General features: G+C 67.2%; 17 protein-coding genes. 8 read left to right on the top strand and 9 right to left on the bottom strand.

The window, feature by feature from the left end; genetic code table 11:
- Positions 1–818: ATP-grasp domain-containing protein (locus G3N96_RS07095; RefSeq protein WP_206136763.1), on the top strand; the 818-nt coding region annotated here is incomplete at its 5' end.
- Positions 819–894: 76 nt separating this feature from the next.
- Here the strand turns inward: G3N96_RS07095 and G3N96_RS07100 are convergent.
- Positions 895–1,470, bottom strand: coding sequence for a GNAT family N-acetyltransferase (locus tag G3N96_RS07100; protein WP_241022528.1), 576 nt, complete (start codon positions 1,468–1,470; stop codon positions 895–897).
- 424 nt (positions 1,471–1,894) lie between these two features.
- Here G3N96_RS07100 and G3N96_RS07105 point away from each other — a divergent pair, with 424 nt between their 5' ends.
- The 3 genes from G3N96_RS07105 to G3N96_RS07115 all read left to right on the top strand — a co-directional run bounded on the left by G3N96_RS07105 (position 1,895) and on the right by G3N96_RS07115 (position 6,162).
- Positions 1,895–3,097, top strand: a complete 1,203-nt coding sequence (locus G3N96_RS07105; protein WP_206136764.1) for an AAA family ATPase — start codon at positions 1,895–1,897, stop codon at positions 3,095–3,097.
- Between the two features lie 4 nt (positions 3,098–3,101).
- On the top strand, positions 3,102–4,805 hold the full coding sequence (locus G3N96_RS07110) for a cobalamin biosynthesis protein CobT (RefSeq protein ID WP_206136765.1): 1,704 nt from the start codon (positions 3,102–3,104) through the stop codon (positions 4,803–4,805).
- A 253-nt stretch (positions 4,806–5,058) separates the two neighbouring features.
- On the top strand, positions 5,059–6,162 hold the full coding sequence (locus tag G3N96_RS07115; RefSeq protein ID WP_206136766.1) for an alpha/beta fold hydrolase: 1,104 nt from the start codon (positions 5,059–5,061) through the stop codon (positions 6,160–6,162).
- A gap of 53 nt (positions 6,163–6,215) precedes the next feature.
- Here the strand turns inward: G3N96_RS07115 and G3N96_RS07120 are convergent, their stop codons facing one another.
- The 4 genes from G3N96_RS07120 to G3N96_RS07135 all read right to left on the bottom strand — a co-directional run bounded on the left by G3N96_RS07120 (position 6,216) and on the right by G3N96_RS07135 (position 10,577).
- Positions 6,216–7,985: a histidine kinase gene (locus G3N96_RS07120; protein WP_206136767.1), complete on the bottom strand. Its 1,770-nt coding sequence runs from the start codon at positions 7,983–7,985 to the stop codon at positions 6,216–6,218.
- A gap of 80 nt (positions 7,986–8,065) precedes the next feature.
- Positions 8,066–9,487, bottom strand: a complete 1,422-nt coding sequence (locus G3N96_RS07125; RefSeq protein ID WP_206136768.1) for an HD domain-containing phosphohydrolase — start codon at positions 9,485–9,487, stop codon at positions 8,066–8,068.
- 111 nt (positions 9,488–9,598) lie between these two features.
- On the bottom strand, positions 9,599–10,048 hold the full coding sequence (locus tag G3N96_RS07130) for a GNAT family N-acetyltransferase (RefSeq protein WP_206136769.1): 450 nt from the start codon (positions 10,046–10,048) through the stop codon (positions 9,599–9,601).
- A 91-nt stretch (positions 10,049–10,139) separates the two neighbouring features.
- Entirely contained in the window at positions 10,140–10,577 is a 438-nt protein-coding gene (locus tag G3N96_RS07135; RefSeq protein WP_206136770.1) for a hypothetical protein, read from the bottom strand.
- A gap of 305 nt (positions 10,578–10,882) precedes the next feature.
- Between G3N96_RS07135 and G3N96_RS07140 the strand changes: the two genes are divergently transcribed.
- Positions 10,883–11,506 (top strand): ATP-binding cassette domain-containing protein, encoded by a 624-nt coding sequence (locus G3N96_RS07140; protein ID WP_206136771.1) that lies wholly within the window; start codon positions 10,883–10,885, stop codon positions 11,504–11,506.
- Positions 11,507–11,751: 245 nt separating this feature from the next.
- On the opposite strand, the gene pntB is transcribed toward G3N96_RS07140, so the two are convergent.
- From pntB to G3N96_RS07160, 4 genes are all read right to left on the bottom strand, one after another.
- On the bottom strand, positions 11,752–13,164 hold the full coding sequence (gene pntB, locus G3N96_RS07145; protein WP_124581094.1) for a Re/Si-specific NAD(P)(+) transhydrogenase subunit beta: 1,413 nt from the start codon (positions 13,162–13,164) through the stop codon (positions 11,752–11,754).
- A gap of 13 nt (positions 13,165–13,177) precedes the next feature.
- The gene (locus G3N96_RS07150) at positions 13,178–14,770 is read right to left on the bottom strand and encodes a Re/Si-specific NAD(P)(+) transhydrogenase subunit alpha (RefSeq protein ID WP_206136772.1); all 1,593 of its coding nucleotides are present in this window, start codon (positions 14,768–14,770) and stop codon (positions 13,178–13,180) included.
- A gap of 632 nt (positions 14,771–15,402) precedes the next feature.
- Positions 15,403–16,206, bottom strand: coding sequence for a lipid II flippase Amj family protein (locus G3N96_RS07155; protein WP_206136773.1), 804 nt, complete (start codon positions 16,204–16,206; stop codon positions 15,403–15,405).
- Positions 16,207–16,305: 99 nt separating this feature from the next.
- The gene (locus G3N96_RS07160; RefSeq protein WP_206136774.1) at positions 16,306–17,211 is read right to left on the bottom strand and encodes a LysR substrate-binding domain-containing protein; all 906 of its coding nucleotides are present in this window, start codon (positions 17,209–17,211) and stop codon (positions 16,306–16,308) included.
- A gap of 166 nt (positions 17,212–17,377) precedes the next feature.
- Here G3N96_RS07160 and G3N96_RS07165 point away from each other — a divergent pair, with 166 nt between their 5' ends.
- From G3N96_RS07165 to G3N96_RS07175, 3 genes are read left to right on the top strand one after another with little or no spacing between them, the layout of a single operon-like run.
- Positions 17,378–17,920, top strand: coding sequence for a sugar ABC transporter (locus tag G3N96_RS07165; protein WP_206136775.1), 543 nt, complete (start codon positions 17,378–17,380; stop codon positions 17,918–17,920).
- 6 nt (positions 17,921–17,926) lie between these two features.
- Entirely contained in the window at positions 17,927–18,253 is a 327-nt protein-coding gene (locus G3N96_RS07170) for a hypothetical protein (RefSeq protein WP_206136776.1), read from the top strand.
- Positions 18,254–18,271: 18 nt separating this feature from the next.
- A complete protein-coding gene (locus G3N96_RS07175; RefSeq protein WP_206136777.1) occupies positions 18,272–19,117 on the top strand; it encodes an MBL fold metallo-hydrolase in 846 nt (281 codons plus the stop codon).
- Positions 19,118–19,206 lie beyond the last annotated feature (89 nt).

Genomic DNA, 19,206 nt, shown 5'->3' on the forward strand with positions numbered 1-19,206 from the left:
CGCCGGCGGCGCTCGCGGCCGCGGCCGACCCGCTGCGTTTCCCGGTCGTCGTCAAGCCGTCGGAAGGCTCGGCGAGCGACGGCGTGCGGCGCTGCGAGAGCATCGCCGAGGTCCGTGCGCAGCTCGACGCCCTCGCCGCCGGGCAAGCCGACGCGCAAGCGCGCGCGACCGAGCGCGTCGTGATCGAGGAATTCCTGAGCGGCAGCGAATACTGCGTCGAGTATTTCGACGGCCGGTACGTCGGCGCGCTGCGCAAGCTGAAACGGCACGGGGCGGGCTTTCTCGAGCGCGGCTATACGTCCGAACTCGACCTCGACGCGGGCACGCTGCGCGCACTGATCGACGTCGGGTCGCGCGCCACGGCGGCGGCCGGGCTGACCTGGGGGCCCGTGCACCTGGACTGCATCGTGCACGACGGCGTGCCGCACGTGATCGAACTGAATCCGCGCATCGCGGGCAGCTTCATCTGCGACATCGTGCGCGACGGCTATGGCTTCAACGTGGTCGAAGCGTTGCTCGACAAGCTCGACGGCCGCCCGGTGGAGATTCCCGAGCGGTTCGAACCGCATGCGTATGCGCGCGCCGAATTCCTGCTCGACAGCGATCCCCGCGCGTGGCGTTTCGCGCAGGCGGGTGAGATTCACGACGGCACGGTCACGATCAGTTACGGGCCGCAGGTGCTGCCCGATCGCGAGCGGCGCGCGTTTCTTTATGTGCGGGTGGCGCTGCCGGTCGCACACGGTGTGGACGGTGCGCCCGCGCATCCCGGTTCGTCAGCCCACGGGCATCCCGTCGGGCAACCCACCTTTTCCGGCTAGCGGTGAAACGACCGACTGCACGCCATCCCGGGCTCGGCCGAAAGTCGTCGTTCCGCGTGGCTGCGGTCGGGCATCGTCACAAACGACGCCCCAGCAACTGCCCCGGCCACCCTTCCACGTCGAAGGGTGAAATGCGCTCATAGCCGCACGACTCGTAGAATCGCACCAGCGCGCCGGTCCCGCCGCCGTAGCAGTCCACCCGCAAGCGCGCCACCCCGGCCGCGCGGGCGCGCTCGTCCGCGAAGGCCATCAGGCGCCGGCCGACACCCCGCGCCCGCGCATCGCGCGACGCCACCAGCACGCGCACATAGATTTCCGGCTCGGTCGCGGGTGGCACGTAGGGCATCGAATCGCCAAGGATCAATGCGCCGACGACGCGGCCGTCCTGATCTTCTGCCACCCACGCGTCGGGCAGCGCGCAGGCGTCGGTTACGAGCGCGATCCGCCGGGGATGCGTCGACCAGGGCTCGCGGCCCCATTGCCCGTCGTTGCCGATGGAGACGAACCATGCAATCACGTCGTCGAAGATCCCCAGCACGGCCGGGGCATCGCGTGCGCTGGCACGACGAATCGTCACTTTGTCCACGCCTGTCACCGTCACGTTCAACACGCCTTCGCCTGCGTCATCGACCGGCGCGCAATGGGATGTCATGCCGGGCTGCCCAGCGACACGCGATGGTAGCCCGACGATCAAGCCTGCTACGGTACTGACATTCCACCCGATTGATCAAGGTGTGACGGCCCGCGATTCGACATGGCGGGTAGTCTTCGTGAAAAAAACGGGAGATCGGCGAAAGGCGGGGGCAATCGGCCTTCGCATGCATGGGCGTCCGCCACGTTGCCGGCGGATCGGCACGGCAAACGTGGTTCGAGGCGTAGCAAGGAAGCCGAAAGATCATGCTGCAGCGCATCGCCCGCGGCGCTCGCCCGATCCCGCGCGCCGCCCCGCCGCCTGCGCCGCCCCGGATCGCAGCGGATCGATTCCCGCGCGCATGTCGCCGTTCACGGCAAAAATATACAATCGACGCGATGCATCGCAGGCATGAAGCGCCAGCCGCCCACTCTCGCTCGCCACCATGAACGCACCCACTGATTCCCCCTCCTCCGCCGCGTCGGTACTCGGCGTCTATCGTCAACCGGCGGCCCCGTCCGCCGGGCAATGGATCGTCAGCCGCTCCGAACGCGCGGACCTGTACCGCATCCAGCATCACCGGCCCGACGGCAGCACCTCGGTCGATACGGTCGTCGATGCGGACAACCTCGATGCGAAGCTGCACAAGTGGATCCAGGAGGGCTTCGTCCGGCGTGAAGCCGGCGATCGCGCGGCGCCCGCTCATCGCGGCGCGTTCATGCAGGCGCTGCGAAGCGCGCATGCGTCGCGACCGGCGGCAACCGGCGCTACGGCGCACGTCGCGCAGGTGGGTGGCGTGCCGATGCCGCGCGGCCCGGGCGGGCCGCTCGTGCCGCCGCTGAACCCGGCCTACCTGTTCACCGCGCGCGTGTCGAACGTGCTGGAAGACATCGTCGAGAACCGGCGCATCCTGCTGATCGGCCACACCGGCACGGGCAAGACGAGCCTCATCGAGCAGGCCGCCGCGCTGGCCGGCCACGGCGTGCTGCGCTCGAACATGAACGGGCAGACGACGGTCGGCGACTTCGTCGGGTTCTGGACCGTCAAGGGCGGCGAGACGATCTGGGTCGACGGCGTGCTGCCGACCGCGATGCGTGAAGGGCTGTGGCTCATCGTCGACGAGATCGACTTCGCGGAACCGGCGATCCTCGCGGTGCTGACCGCCGTGCTCGAACCGGCCGGCCGCTTGTTGCTGAAGGAGAAAGGCAACGAGATCGTCGTCCCGCATCCGTCGTTCCGGCTGTTCGCGACCGCCAATGCGGTGGGCGCGATGGGGCAGTTCCGCCATCTGTACCAGGGCGCCAACGTGATGAACGAGGCGTTTCTCGACCGCTGGCGCGTCTACCGCCTCGACTACCTGCCGCCGCCCGACGAGGCGCGCGTGCTGCAGCGCACGTTCGGCCCGGCCATGACCGCGGCGATGGCCGACACGCTCGCGGCGATCGCGGCGGACTGCCGCGCCGCGTTCGTCCGCGAGGATCTGGCCAGCGCGTTCTCGACGCGGCGCCTGATCGACTGGGCCGAGCTGATGCTGCGCACCGGCGATCCCGAATCGGCCGCCGGCCCGACGATCTATGCGAAGGTCGGCGCGGAAGACGCCGACCTGATCCGCAGCATCATTCGCCACTACATCGACGTCGAGGCCTGACGCGATGGACCGGGACGACGACGCGCGGTCGCTCCACCTGACCCGGCTGGCCCGCACGCTCGCGCAACGGCACGGCATCGAGGTGCGGTTCGCGCGCCACGGGCCCGTCGCGCAGCACGACCTGCTGGTGCTGCCCGACACGCTGCTCGCCGGCGTCGACGACGATGCGATCACCGGCCTCGTCGACCTCTACGCGGCGCGCATCCGCTTCGGTGCGATCGATGACCTTGCCGCACTGTCGTCGCCCTCGGTGCGGGCCATCGCGCAAGCGATCGACGACCGGCGCGCGGCCGGCCGCCTCGCCGCGATCTATCCCGGCGCGATGACGTTCCTGCGGCGGATGCGTGCGACGACGGCCGCCGACACGCTCCATCGGTGGCCGCGCATGGCATGGCGCGACAAGCTGGTGTGGCGCATCGAACGTGCGCTCTGGGACGAACCGCTGCCTGCCATCGAGCGCGTGCCGTCGCTCGACGCGACGATGGCTGCAGCGGGCGATCTCGTCGACGCAGCGCGCGCAGCCACATCGACCGCCGACAGCATCCGCGCCGCGCACCGGATCGTCGAACGCGTGCGTGCGCTGGCGTCGGCCGGTGCGAACAACATGATGTTCACGGCCGATCCGGGCAGCACGATCGACAGCGACAGCATCGCCGCCGAATTCGAGTCGGACGGACTGGGCGCGCCGGACGACTCCCATGCGCCGGTTTCGGCCGAATCGCGCGCCGGGGCGATCGCCGACGCGGCATCGTCCGCCGAAGCACCGACGCCGGGCGACGCGATGCCGCCCGGCGCGATCCGCCTGTCCGCGGACAACCGGCCGCTGCTGTCGGTCCCGCTGACCACCGCGTTCGACACGGTGACGGACTTCACCGGCAACGGCGAACCGGCGCGCTGGCACCGCCTGCGAAGCGCGGCCCGCGCGCAGACCGAGCCGCTCAAGCGACGACTCGAACGGGCATTGAAAGTGGACGAGCAGACACGCTGGAAACGCGAACAGGAACGCGGCGAGCTCGACCGGATGTCGCTCGCCCGCCTCATCACGTCGCCCGGCTATCGCACGCCATTCCGCGTCCGGCGCGCCGCACCCGGGCGCGACGCGGCCGTCAGCCTGCTGATCGACTGCAGCGGGTCGATGGCCGGCAGGAAGATCGAACTCGCCAGACTGTGCGCGGCCGCACTGTGCGATGCGCTGACGCAGCTCGGCTTCGCATGCGAAGTGCTCGGCTACAGCTCGGTCGAGGATGCCGCGATGCGTGCGCACTACCAGCGCTGGATCGACGCTGGCCGCGACACGTTCGGCTACAACCGGTTCGTCGAACGGCTCGACCTGCGCGTCTACAAGCGCTTCGATTCCGACAACCCGAGCGGCCTCGCGTGCATCGAATGCGGCCACGAGAATCCCGACGGCGAGGCGTTGAGCTGGGCCGCCGAGCGGCTGCTGGCGAAGCGGGCGCGGCGGCGAATCCTGATGGTGCTGTCGGACGGCTATCCGGCCACCGGCGACGGCAACCCGGCGATCCTGCGCACCGACCTGCGTGCCCGCGTCGATGCGCTGCGCGAGCGGCACGTCGAACTGATCGGTGTCGGGATACTCGACGACGCAGTGGAAACCTTCTATCCGGTCAGCAGCGTGGTCGAGCATCTGCACGAGCTGCCGGGCGCGGCGTTCAGTGTATTGAGCGATACACTGCTGGATCGGCGCTAGCCGCTCGCGCGACAGGGTCGAAGCACACTTCGATTCGCCGGCGCGTCACATCGGACGGTTAGCATCGCCGATGGCCGACTCGACTCGCCGCGATGACGCAGGATCCCGCGTTCCGGGGCGTTCGGCCGACCGGTTTCGATGTGCACGCGGCCGGCAGCACGATCCTTGCTCCGCGCCTCCTTTCGATTGTCAACGCGACGGCGGAGTCGGCCGCATCTTCCTGCCACGGTCGGCCGCCGGCACGAAACTGCACATGCCCAGGAAAAAAACCAACCTCTGGTTGCGGCCCCTCGAACTGCTCTCCGTCGCCGCCGGCGCGCGCCCGACGAAGCGCACGAGCAAGCCGCGACCGGCCGCCAAGCGGACGGTCAAGCCGGTCGCCCGGCCGGCCGCCACCGTGCGTCCCGCCAGACGCACCGGCACCGTGCATCCGGCCCGCCCCCCGGCGGACAAGGCGCCCGGCACGTGGCTCCGCTCGTTTCATTCCGCCGGCCCGAGTGCCGGCCGCTACGTGAATCATCTCGCCTACGCGTTGTATCTCCCCGCCGCACCGGCGACGACGGCCGGCATGCCGGTCGTCGTCATGCTGCACGGCTGCAAGCAGAGTGCCGAATCGTTTGCCGCGGGCACGCGCATGTGCCGTCTCGCCGAGCGCTCGGGGTTCGCCGTGCTGTTTCCCGAGCAAGCCAAGACCGTGCATGCGCACCGCTGCTGGCACTGGCATGGCGACGCGACGGAGTCGGAAGCCGCGGCCGTCACGTCGCTGGTCGACGCCATCGTGCGACGGCACGGCTTCGACCGCGACCGGATCTACCTGGCCGGCATGTCCGCCGGAGCCGGGCTTGCCGCGGCACTGGCGATCCGGTATCCCGACCGCTTCGCGGCCGTCGGCCTGCACTCCGGCCCGGCGATCGCCCCGCCGTCGTCGACGTTGGCGGCGATGAACCTGATGCGTCGCGGCCTGCGCGACGACCCGATACGCGCGGTCGATGCCTGCGCCGACGTCGCGTCCTATCCCGGCATGCCGGCCCTCGTCATGCACGGCGCACTCGATACGGTCGTGACCGACCGGAACGCGACGCAGCTCGGCATCGCGTTCGCGCGGCTCAACCGGCTCGTCGACGAGCACGGCGCGATGCGGGTGGGCGAGCAGCGCACCTATGCGCGCGACGATGCCGACACCATCGACTATCTCAAGGCCGGGCGTCTCGTCGTCAGGGTCTGCATCGTCCGCCGGCTGCCGCATGCGTGGAGCGGCGGCGACCCGAGCGAGCCGTTTCATTCCGCCACGGGGCCGGACGCCACCGCGATGTTCTGGCATTTCTTTCGTCGGCAACGCCGCAAGCGGCTGCGATGACGTGCGGCCGCTGCCCCGGCCCGCGGCCCGCGGCGCGCGACGCCGTCATGCGATCACGCCCGGTGCGCCAGTTCCGCCGTGTTCGCGCGATCGCCGGCGCGCCGGATCGGTATCCGGACGCAGAACGTCGTGCCCCGCCCGGGCTCGCTTGTCACGTCGATGGTGCCGCGATGGCGCTTGACGATGCCGTGCGATACCGACAAGCCCAGCCCCGTGCCCTGCCCGACCGGCTTCGTCGTGAAGAACGGATCGAAGATCCGCCGGACGACGTCGGGCGTCATCCCCGTCCCGGTGTCGCTGATCGCGATCGACACCTGCTCGCCGTCGCTCGACGTACGGATCGTGATCACGCCGCGCTCGGGAATCGCGTGCGCCGCGTTCACCAGCAGGTTCATGAAGACCTGGTTCAACTGCGACGGCAGGCATTCGACCTGCGGCACGTCGCCGTAATCGCGCACGATGTCGGCCTTGTACTTGAGTTCGTTGTGGACGACGTTGAGCGTGCTTTCCAGCCCCGCGCGGAGATCGACCACGCTCCACGCGTCGCTGGCCGGACGCGAGAAATCGCGCAGGTCCTGCACGATGCGCCGTACGCGCAGCGCGCCGTCGATCGATTCGTCGATCAGCGTCTCGATCTCGCCGCGCACGTAGTCCAGGTCCGCCGCGCGGCCCGTCGCCGCCAGCGCGTCGCGCGCGGCCGGGTCGAGCTGCGGCAGCGCGGCTTCATGCGCGGCGATCACGTCGAGCAGGCTGCGCACCCATGTCTTCAACGTGTTGAGGTTCGCACTGACGAAGCCGATCGGATTGTTGATCTCGTGCGCGACACCGGCCGCGAGCTGACCGATCGACGCGAGCTTTTCCGACTGCAGCAGTTGCACGTGGGTTTCCTCGAGCGCGTGCAGCAGGCGCCGTTGCTCGTCCTTCTCCTGTTCGAGCCGCGCCTGCGCGGCCTTGCGTTCGTCGATCTCGGTCGCCATGTTCTCGCGCGTGCGCTGCAGCATCGCCGTCGTCTGCTCGTAGCGGTGCAGCGCGCGTTCCAGCTCGACGGTGCGCAAGCGCACGAGCCGCTCGAGCGTATCGGTCATCCCGCGCAGGAAGGTTGTGCGCGCATCGAAGCGGGTCAACAACAGCGTGACGACCAGGGTTCCCGTCGTGAACAGCGTGACCGTCGTCGCGAGCCAGGGCGTATCGACCCCGTTCGCGGCCCCGCACCGCGCGTCCGGCGCGAAATGCGCGGCCGCCATCGCCGTGTAGTGCATGCCGGTGATGCCGACACCCATGATGAAGGCCGCACCGACCCGCTGGGCGGTCGCATGGCGCGCCTGCTGCGCGCGCAACGCCTGTGCGATCCACAACGCGGCCGTCGACGCGATCACCGCGATGCCGATCGACGCGGCGAACAGCACGGCATCGTAGCGGATGCCGGGCTGCATGTGCATCGCGGCCATCCCCGCGTAATGCATGCCGGCGATCCCCGCGCCCATCAGTACGCCGCCGACGAGCAGCCGCCGCCAGCCCAGCCGTGCGCGCGTGACGACGGTCAGCGCGAAGTACGACACGAGCACGGCAATCGCCAGCGACGCGCCCGTATCCGGCCATGCGTAGCCGAGCGGAATCGGCAGTGAAAACGCGAGCATGCCGACGAAATGCATCGACCAGATGCCGGTGCCCATGGCCACCGCGCCGCCGCCCAGCCACGCACGCTTGAGCTTCGGATTGTCGAGCAGCGCAATGAAGGCGGCCAGGTCGAGTGTCGTATAGGAGGCCAGCGTCGCGATCGCGAGCGACAGCAGGACGAGCGGGAGATGGTAGGTGCCGTGCATGATCGAGCGCCCGGATCGAGGTGAGTGCGTTGCCGCGGCGCGCCGTCGTGCACCGCGGCCATCAGGCCGCGCGGGCGGCCTCAGGCCGGCGCCGCGCCCGCATTCGGCGCGCCCCGCGCCGGCTTCGCCGCGGCCTGGCCGGCCAGCACGAGGATGTCGAACGACGTCCCCTCGCGCGTCTCGAAGCGGCGCACGAGCTCGATCTGGTGCGCCGACATCACGCTGCCCTTGGTCATCAGCAGCACGCCGCGATGCGTGCGCAGATCGTCGGCGAGCTGCATCCCTTCGCGCAGCTGCGCGGACTTGACCTCCGCGACCGACGCTGCGATACCGAGGCTCGCCGGGTCCCGCATCAGCTCGGTCAGGCCGTCGACGATCCGCGGGTCATAACGCACGCCGGCCTGCGAGCGCAACGCGTCGAGCGCCTGCTCGACCGAATGCGGGGCGCCGATGTCGCCATTGCGCAGCCCTTCGAAATCGCGCGCGATCGCCAGGATTCGCGAGCCGAGCGGGATCGTGTCGCCCGCCAGGCCGTCCGGCGTGCCGCGTCCGTTGAAACGCTCGTACTGATGCAGCACGATCGACGCGACCTTGTGCAGTTGCGCGACCGGTGTCAGCACCATCTGCGCGCGCAGCGGATGCTGCAGAAACAGGCCGTGCTCTTCCGCCGTCATCTTCGCGAGCGGCTTGCGCAGCAATTCGTCCGGCAGCGACAACTTGCCGATGCCGTGCAGCAGCCCCGCGAAATAAACGTCCTGCGCATGCAGCTCGCTCATCCCGGAGGTCAGCGCCAGCCGCCGCGCGATCTCGCCGACCCGCATCGCGTGACCGCTGGCCGACCCGCAGCGTATCTCGATCATGCTCGCGCAGACCTGGACCATCGCGGTGAAACTGCTTTTCAGGTCGCGTTCCGCGGCTTCGAGGAACATCACGGTCTGGCCGAGTTCCTCCGTGCGTGCGCGCACCTGCGTTTCGAGCTCCGTGTTGAACCGGCGCAGCGCGTCGTTCTGCGCTTCCGTCAGCGCGGCCAGCCGGGCCGCTTCACGCCGCAGGCGCCGTTGCTCCAGCGCCTGTTCGAGGGTCAGCAGCAGGTCGTGATCGTCCCATGGCTTGTTCAGGTAGCGATAGACGCCGCCGTCGTTGACGGCCTGCACGACCGACGCGATTTCCGCATAGCCGGTCAGCAGGATGCGCATCGTGTCCGGATAGAGCGACCGTGCGCGGGCCAGGAACTCCGCGCCGCTCATGCCCGGCATCCGCATGTCGGACACGATCAGGTCGACTTCGGTCGACGCCAGGACCTCGAGGGCCGCCTCGCCGCTTTCCGCGGTCAGGATCGCGTAGCCGGCAGGACGGAACACGCGCCTGAGCGCCGACAGCACGCTCGGCTCGTCGTCGACCAGCAGGATCGACGGTACGCCACCCGCATCGTCGGATGCCGCTGCCGCCCCGGTCGTTTCAGGCGATACCGCATTCAGTCCGTTTGTTGCAGATGTCGTCATGATGGCCTCGGATCATGTATTTATAGTCTCTCTGCATCATCGGCATGCGCCGCGCATTCCGTATCCGGGAAAACGCTGATGCGCTCGCCCGGATCACGCCGCGGATGCGATCTACCCCGCCGCCGAGCCCGGTTCGCGCACGTAGTAGATGTCCCACTCCGCTTCGTCGGCCTGCACGAAGCCGTGCCGGGCATAGAAACGATTCGAATCGCTGGCGCGCAGCGCGCCGACGCGAACGGGTACGCGCTGCGCGTCGGCGTCGGCAAGAATCCTGCGCAGCACGGCCGCGCCGATCCCCTTTCCCTGATGCTCGGGCACGATGTACAGATGGTCGAGCAGCCAGTGATCGTCCTGCGGCCGCACCACGAAAAAGCCCGCGTTCACGCCGTCGGCTTCGATGAAGCGGCACAGCGCCGGATCGAACGACGCGAGAAACCGGTCGCGCGCACGCTGCGGATCGAAACGGCCGATGCGCTCGAGGCTGTCGCGCATCGCGGCGATGCGGATCGCGACCAGCGTCTCGGCGTCGGATCGGGTGGCGACGGGAAAGGTCAGGTTCATTGGCTGGTTGCGCTCATGCGAAGAAACGCCCGGCATCCCGGCGTGGGCGTCGATACCCACTCGCGACACCGGCCGGCACGAACCACGCGCGTCAGGGCGTCTCGATGCCTTCCGCCCGCGTGGCCAGGAATCGCAGGTACTTGCCGTCCTCGTCCTCGAACAGCTCCGGCCCGCCCCCCATGTACGCGCGCATCAGCTCGTCGGCCGCGCGGTCGAGATCGCCCAGCTCGAACTGGCACTGACCGAGCCTCAGGTGCAGGAACGGGTTGCCGATCGCGTTGGGGAAATGCATCGACTGGGCGAGATTGTCGCGTCCGGCCGCGTAGTTCTCTTGATGGAAATTCACGTCGCCGATGGCGGCCATCAACCAGGTGCCGGCTTCCCAGTTGGTCTTGGGTTCGGGAAGCAGGTCGAATCCCGCCCAGAATTTCTCGAGCGCGCCTGCGTAGTCGCCGGCTTCCATCAATGCATCGCCCGCGTCGCTCAGCGCGCCGATCCGTTCGTACAGCGCGTTGTCCAGTTCTGCCATGTCGAATCCCTGTTCCGGAGTTGAAGTCGGCCCGGTGCGGCCGGTGGTTGCGATACGATCGCGGTGATTGCGTGCGGTTTTGCCGTGCGGGTCGGTCATCCGGACGGCATTCATCCAGCATACCCGAGCCATATGACGCGCGTGCCTCGACTTTCGGCGCACCGTCGTCTGCCCGGGCGCGTCGCTTGTCGCATTACACTATCTGCCGCAATGCTACGCGTCCCGACAATCCGTGTTGCTGGGCCTGCTGCCGACCGTGATGTCGGTCGCGCACACCTGGCGAATTTTCGTTTGACTATCGACCCATGCTCCGCTTCGACAATCTCGGCAAGCGCTACGACAAGCGCGTCATCTTCAAGGGACTTCACTACGCATCCGGCGCCGGATGCGTGGCGCTGTGCGACGAAACCGGCAGTGGCAAATCGACGTTGCTCGCGATTCTCGCCGGCACGCTCGACGCGGACGAGGGCGAGGTGTGGATCGGCGGCCATTCGCTGCGCACCGCGCCGCACGATGCGAAATCCGCGCTGGCGTACGTGCCTGACGATTGCCTGGCGTATCCGCTCCAGACGGGCCGCGCGTTTCTCGATCTCGTGGCGGCCGGCAGGAAGACCGTCGTCGACACCCGCACGCTCGAGCTGGCCGATCGATTCGGGCTCGGCCCGCATCTTGAGAAGCGCTTCGAGCAGATGTCGTTCGGCACGCGCAAGAAACTGTTCCTGACGGCGACGACGCTCGGCGCGCCCGCCGTCGTGATCGCCGACGATCCGGACAGCGGGCTCGATGCCGCGTCGCGCGCGGTGCTGATCGATCTCTTTAAGACACTGGCCGCAGACCGTGCCGTCTTTTTTTCGACGTACGATCCGGCGTTGGCGCGCGCCTGTGACGCAAGGGTCACCACTTTTGCGGAGCTTGGATTCGCTGGCTAGACGGCGTCGTCGCCGGAGCAGTCGCGGGGAAGGATCCAGTGTGGTGGCTGGCGGAGGGAGGTCGGCGCATCGACAATCGATCGCCGTCATTTTATGGAAGGAAGTGCGAAACGGACCCACCCGCCCCGCACTTCCGTGACCGTCGCGATGCGCCTACCCGGCGCGACGGGCCCCGATCAACCGACTGTCCAACACCCCCAGCCGGCGATCGTTCGCCCCGCGCACGCGCCGGGCCATGCGCGCCGTCAGGCCTTCAACGCCCCGAACACCTCGTCCAGCATCTTCTTCGCGTCGCCGAACAGCATCCGGTTGTTGTCCTTGTAGAACAGCGGATTGTCGACGCCCGCATAGCCGGACGCCATGCTGCGCTTCATCACGATCGAGGTCTTCGCCTTCCACACCTCGAGCACCGGCATGCCGGCGATCGGGCTGGCCGGATCTTCCTGCGCCGCCGGGTTCACGATGTCGTTCGCGCCGATCACCATCGACACGTCGGCTTCGGGGAAATCGCCGTTGATCTCGTCCATCTCCATCACGATGTCGTAAGGCACCTTCGCCTCGGCGAGCAGCACGTTCATGTGCCCCGGCATGCGGCCGGCCACCGGATGGATCGCGAAACGCACGTCGACGCCCTTCTCGCGCAACACCTTCGTAAGCTCATGCACGGTGTGCTGGGCTTGCGCCACGGCCATCCCGTACCCGGGCACGATGATCACGCTCTTGGCCTCGCGCAGCAGCTCGGCCGTCTCCAGCGCGCTCACCGCCACCACTTCGCCGGCCGGCTGCGCACTGCCGCCCGCCGCCGCGGGCGCCCCGCTGCCGGTGCCGAAGCCGCCGGCGATCACGCTGATGAAGTTGCGGTTCATCGCGCGGCACATGATGTACGACAGGATCGCACCCGACGAGCCCACCAGCGCGCCGATCACGATCAGCAGGTCGTTGCCGAGCATGAAGCCGGTGGCGGCCGCCGCCCAGCCCGAGTAGCTGTTGAGCATCGACACCACGACGGGCATGTCCGCACCGCCGATCGCCATCACCATGTGCACGCCGAACAGCAGCGACACCACCGTCATCACGATGAGCGGCGTCATGCCGTCCTGGACCGTCTCCGCATGCAGAAACGCGCGGCCGAACACGATCACCACCACCAGCGCGGCCAGGTTGAGCCAGTGCCGGGCCGGCAGCAGCAGCGGCTTGCCGCCGATCTTGCCGGAGAGCTTGCCGAATGCGATCACCGAGCCCGCGAAGGTCACCGCACCGATCAGGATGCCGACATAAATTTCCACTTCGTGGATCGCGTGCTCGGCGCCCGTGTACTGCACCGACGTATCGATGTAGCTCGCGAAGCCCACCAGGCACGCCGCCAGGCCGACCAGGCTGTGCATCAGCGCGACCAGCTCGGGCATCTGCGTCATCTGCACCTTCTTCGCGGCGTAGAGGCCGACCGCGCCGCCGACGACCAGCGCCGCCACGATGTACGGAATGCCCTCGGCCGACACGCGCGGGCCGAGCACCGTGGCGAGCACGGCGATCAGCATGCCGATCATGCCGAGCAGGTTGCCGCGCCGTGCGGTTTCGGGGTTCGCCAGCCCGCCGAGGCTGAGGATGAAAAGGATGGCCGCGCCGATATAGGAGACGGTAGTCAGATTGGAAGTCATTGTGGTCGTCTCCTTACTTGCGGAACATCGCCAGCATGCGACGCGTCACCGCGAAGCCGCCGAACATGTTGACGGCCGTGAGCGTCAGCGCGCCCACCGCCAGGCCCAGGATCAGCCCGGACGGACGGCCCTCCGCCGCCGCGTCGCCCAACGGCGGCGCGACCTGCACCAGCGCGCCGATCGCGATGATCGACGAGATCGCGTTGGTGACGCTCATCAACGGCGTATGCAGCGACGGCGTGACGTTCCAGATCACCATGTAGCCGACGAAGCAGGCCAGCACGAATACCGTGAAGTGCGCAAGGAACGTGGCCGGCGCGAACTGGCCGACCAGCAGGAACACCAGTGCGCCGACCGCGAACGTGATGGCGAGCGACTTCGCCGACATCGGCGCGCCGCTGCCGTGGCCGTGGCCCTTGGACGCGGTTGCCGCGACCGGCGGCGTGGCGGGTTTCGGGGCGGCGGCCGGCTGCTGGATCGGCGGCGGCGGCCAGGTGACGTTGCCTTCCTTGACGACCGTGAGGCCACGGATCGCGTCGTCGCTGAAGTCGACGTTGATCGTGCCGTCCTTGCCCTTGCACAGCTCCTCGACCACGCGCAGCAGGTTGGTCGCATACAGCGTCGACGACTGTCGTGCCAGGCGCGACGCGAGATCCGTGTAGCCGACGATGGTCACGCCATGACGCACCACCGCTTCGCCCGGCACCGTCAGTTCGCAGTTGCCGCCTTGCTCGCCGGCCATGTCGACGATCACGCTGCCCGGCTTCATCGACTGCACCATCTCGGCCGTGATCAGCTTCGGCGCCGGCTTGCCGGGAATCAGCGCGGTGGTAATGATGATGTCCGCCTCCTTGGCCTGCTGCGCGTACATCGCGCGCTGCGCCCGCTGGAAGCCTTCGCTCATCACCTTCGCGTAGCCGCCGCCGCCCGAGCCTTCTTCCTCGTAGTCGACCTTGACGAATTCGCCGCCCAGCGACTTGACCTGGTCGGCCACTTCCGCGCGCGTGTCGTTGGCGCGCACGATCGCGCCGAGGCCCGCGGCCGTGCCGATCGCCGCGAGGCCGGCCACACCCGCGCCGGCGATGAACACCTTCGCCGGCGGCACCTTGCCCGCGGCCGTGATCTGCCCGTTGAAGTAACGGCCGAACGCATGGGCCGCCTCGATGACGGCGCGGTAGCCGCTCACGCCGGCCATCGACGTGAGGGCATCCATCTTCTGCGCGCGCGACAGCGTGCGCGGCAGCGAATCGATCGCCAGCACCGTGGCCCGCTTCGCGGCCAGCTGCTGCATCAGTTCAGGGTTCTGGGCCGGCCAGACGAAGCCGATCAGCGTGCCGCCCTCGCGCATCAGCGCGACTTCGTCGCTGCTCGGCGGGCGCACCTTGAGGACGATGTCGCTGCGGCCCCATAGATCGGCGGCCGTGGCCACGACGTCGGCGCCGGCCGTGCGGTAGTCGTCGTCGCTGAAGTTCGCGCCGGTGCCGGCACCGCTTTGCACGGCCACCGAGAACCCGAGCTTGATCAGCTTTTCGACCACGTCGGGAACGGTCGCTACGCGCCGCTCCTTGTGGGCCGTCTCCAGAGGGACCCCAATCAGTAATGTCATATCCTGAACTGTCAGTAGTGGCCGTCGCGAGGAATTACGGCCTGCGTTTCACGTCACCCAACTCAATCCGTGTACGACTTTGCTCCGCGCGCAGCTTGGCACTCCCGCGCGGATTTCACAAACGATCGATCCTCTAATCGATTGTCTTGTCAGGGCAAACCGGTTCATGCTTTTGCCTGATTATGCCGACGAATATCCGGCGCAGGTTCCGATCGGACAAAACCCGTCAAGCATATCCCGTGCCAGAGTCTTTCCAAAATTTATCTTTTGAATCGGCGCGCATTCAATCCATGAATCCCCTGTCTGGACACGACGGGGCTGGCACCCTCCCGCTCACCGGCCGGAACCGCGCCGCACGGGCCGCCGGCACGTGAATCCGTTTGAAACGTGAATAATCGGCGATCGGCACACGAGCACCGGAATCGGTTTCATCGAGAATTTCCTCGCTTGCCGGAACAATGCCATTTGTCGCGCGCCAACGACATAATCCGAGTGGCCGACGCGCTTCAGTGCCGGCGAGTTTAATGGAGAACGCTGACTGGCTGCCGGGCCCCATCCGGCGACGATGATTCACGCTGCGCGTCGACGTGGGCACGAATGCGGCGCCGGTACCCGATTCTCTCGTTGCCGCGCTAGATCAGTTCGGCGACGCGCACGATGACGAGCGCGGCCGGCACGAGCACCGCCTGCGCGCACAACGTGCCGAGCACGCGCGCACCCGCGAGTGTCGTGATGGCGCGCCGAAAGCTGTTCTCCGAGATCCGCCCTTCGATGACGTCGTCGGTCATGACGGAAACCTGCGGGTCGATGACGACCGCCAGCACGACGGTCGCGAAACCGTTGATGACGGACGACAGGTTCGCGCACGTCACTCGCAGGTCGGGCTTCAGGTAGCCCGCGTACAGCGACGCGAATACGCCGACCGTCCAGATCGCCATCGCGGCGACGTTCAGCGCAATGACGCCCCATGACACACCGGTGTTCGCGGTCAGTTGCGTGACGTTCTGGCTGGAAGGCAGTCGTGCGCCGACGCGCAGATAGTTGATCCCGGCGCGACTGCACGCATCCAGCAGCAAGCGGGGAATCGAGCGGTTCACCTGGAAGTGTTCGACGGCGCGACTGAAATAACGCTGGAACGTCGGGATCAGGAACGACCCGACGATGGTCGCCACGGTGGCGGACAACAGGAACCACCGGAAGTCGGCCAGCAAGCCGCTCCCCATCCGGTGCGCGATATCCATTTCAACGCGTTTCGCGATGAACGGCCCCTGAAAGGAATTGGCCGTGCGGGACACGAGCGCGATGATCCCGAACAACGAAAACGACAACGCGATGCGACGGGTGCGCACGCCGGCGATCCGCACGGCATAAGCCAGCGTCGCGATCACATGGATGACGAAGGTGAGCCCGCAGATGATCCAAAGCTGACTGTCCATGCTGGTGCCGCGTGCGTGACGGGATCACGAGTGTACCCGAGCACGGCGCCTAAGCCCGGCGAGGTCGCCTTCGCAGGCGTAACGATTGGACGATGAGCGTCACGCACCACCGCGCGGCGCCCATCCCCGCGCTTCATCCAGCATCCAGGTCGCGAAGGCCCGCAACGGCCCGTCGGCCAGCTCGATCGGTTCGGGCAGGACGAGGCAAAAGTTTTTCGTCACCGCCTTGCCCTCCGGCCAAGGCGCAACCAGCCGCCCCTGCTCGAGCTCCGCGTCGATGTACAGGCGCGGCACCAGCGCGACACCCAGGCCGGCCAGCGCCGCTTCGATCAGCATCGAATGGAGGTCGAAGCGCGCGCCCACCGCCGAATTGGTCAGCACGATGCCGGCCGCCTGTGCATAGGCTTGCCACGCGTCGGGATTCTGTCGCCGATGAAGACGCGGCAGTGCGTCCAGCGACGGGTTCGCCCCGGCGCCGGCGAGCAGCGCCGGACTGCAGACGGGCACCAGCACTTCCTCCAGCAGCGGATGCCGATGCATCCCCGCCCATGCCGGATGCTCGAAATGAATCGCTGCGTCGAAACCGCTCCCGGCCAGCAGGAACGGCTCCATCCGCTCGGCGATATGCACGGTGATGTTCGGATGCCGGTCCTGAAAGTGTTTCAGCCGGGGGATCAGCCAGCGGGTGGCGAAGGTTGGGATGGCGGCGATATCGAGGCTCGCGCCTTCGATCGGCTGCCCCATCAGGTACAGGCTGTCCCGTTCGAGCCGATCCAGACTCTCGCGAACCTGCACCGCATAGCGCGCACCGTTCGGCGCCAGCCGCACCCGATTGCCGATCCGCTCGAACAGCGTGACGCCCAGGAACGCCTCCAGCCGGCCGATCTGGCGACTGACGGCACCCTCGGTCCGAGCCAGCTCCTCGGCGGCGCGGGCAAAGCTGCCGTGTCGGGCCGCGGCTTCAAACGCCTGGAGCGCGGAATTGCTTGGGATCTTGCGGGACATGGACGTCTCGTTGGTCGAAGTGCGTTCACGGTCAGCTTGAGCAAATATCACTGAAGGCTGACTTTATTTCGTTTTATGGCGCGGAATGGCGAGCTTAGCATTACGTTACCGCACTGAACATCACACGTCGCCAGATGAATGTGCAGCCTGCCCAAAGGACAATCCCATGATCTACACCGTGGAATGCAGCTTCGCCGACCTCGACAGCGAAGCCGAATGGAACGACTTCTACAGCCTTGAAAAGCTGCCCGCGCTGATCTCGGTCACGGGGTTTCACACGTCGCAGCGGTTCAAGGCGATCACCGGCGGTTGCCCGGTTTATCTGGCGATCCACACGATCGACGGCCTCGATGTCCTGACCGGCGACGAATATCGCCGCAAAGGCGGCGGCAATTTCGCGAAGTGGCAGCGGCACATCACCGACTGGCACCGGAATCTCTACAGCGATATCGGCTTCGCGCCGGCGGTAAAGGACGGTGAGCATCTCGCACTGAGCGCCGGCGGCCCTGACTCGCTGATTCGGTCAGGCCTCGAACCGCTGGCCATGCAGGCCGTTGCGCTCGAGAAGTGTCCGGCACGCCGTTGGCTCGCCGTCGTGCCACGGAACAGCGCGCGGCTTGTCGAGGCGCCCCCGGAAGGCATTCACCTTTACGCGCCGCTGACGGAGCAGTTGACGAGCACACGCGCCCTTTCGATTGCACAGGCGTAAACCGCGATGCCGAACGTCACCTTCTCGATCGATGCGACGCGGATGCCGGCTGACGAAAGCCTTGCCGAGCTGTCGCGCGATTGCGTCGAACTCTGCACGCAGGTGCTCGAGGCTGAACTCAAGAACGTCCATGTCATTTTCCTCGCGGCCCGGCACGGGCATGGACATCCCGTCTTCGCCGACATCCGGTATCGCGTCGGGACGCCTCGCACGCCGGAGGTCATGAACCGATTCATGGACGCGCTGGATCGGGCGATCGTTCGCCACACCGGCCTGACCGCCCGCATCCGGTGCTTTGGTTACACCGCGTCGAGCATTCACGCTCGCCACTAGCCGATTCGGAGCAACACGATGTCCACCCTTACCTTTCCTGTCCAGCCAGTCGGGGATTTCACGATTACCGCGATCAGCGATGGATATCTCACTGCCAGTTTCGACGTCCTGTCGAATATCGATTCGGATGACGCATCAAAAATGCAGCGTGATGCCGGACAGAAAGAGCCGACGGCCGTTCATATCAATTGCTATGTCGTACGCGGAGCGGGCCGCACCGTTCTCATCGACGGTGGAGCGGGCGGGTTCAAGCAATGGGGCGGCCAGCTCAAAACGAACCTGGTGCTTGCCGGCATCGAACCCGCTGCGATCGACACCATCCTGCTTACCCATGCGCATCCCGATCACGTCGGTGGGCTGGTCAATGCTGCGGGACAAGCCGCGTTTCCACATGCGGAACTGGTCGTGCATCAGCGAGAGATCCAGTTCTGGCAGGACGACGGAAATCTCAGTCGCGCCAGTGAGCGGGCTCGCGGCAACTTTGCGAAGGCGCGTCAGGTGTTCGATGCCTATGACGACCGACTTCGCCTGTTCGACGACGGACACGTGCTCCCCGGCATCAGCGCGCTGCCGCTGCCGGGACACACCGATGGACACACCGGATATGTTCTCGAATCCCGCGATCAAGGCCTGCTTGTATGGGGGGACGTGGTGCATTTCCCGCATATCCAGATTCAGCGGCCGGACGTCTCGATTGCGTTCGATCACGATGCGTCGCTGGCGGCTACTACACGGGCACGCCTTCTCGATCAGGTCAGCGCGGACGGCCTTCTGATCGCCGGCATGCATCTGGGGGAACTCGGGTTCGCACGCATCAAGCGGACGAGCAGCGGGTATGGGTTGCTTTACGAGAACGCAGGCTGAAGCCACACGTGTACTGATGTGCGATGCCGCCACCTCACGCCGACTGGCATGAGTCACCCATCCAATCCAAGTGTCGTTTTTTGAGGGTT

The organism is Burkholderia sp. Se-20373, assembly GCF_017104705.1.
Taxonomy (GTDB): Bacteria; Pseudomonadota; Gammaproteobacteria; order Burkholderiales; family Burkholderiaceae; genus Burkholderia.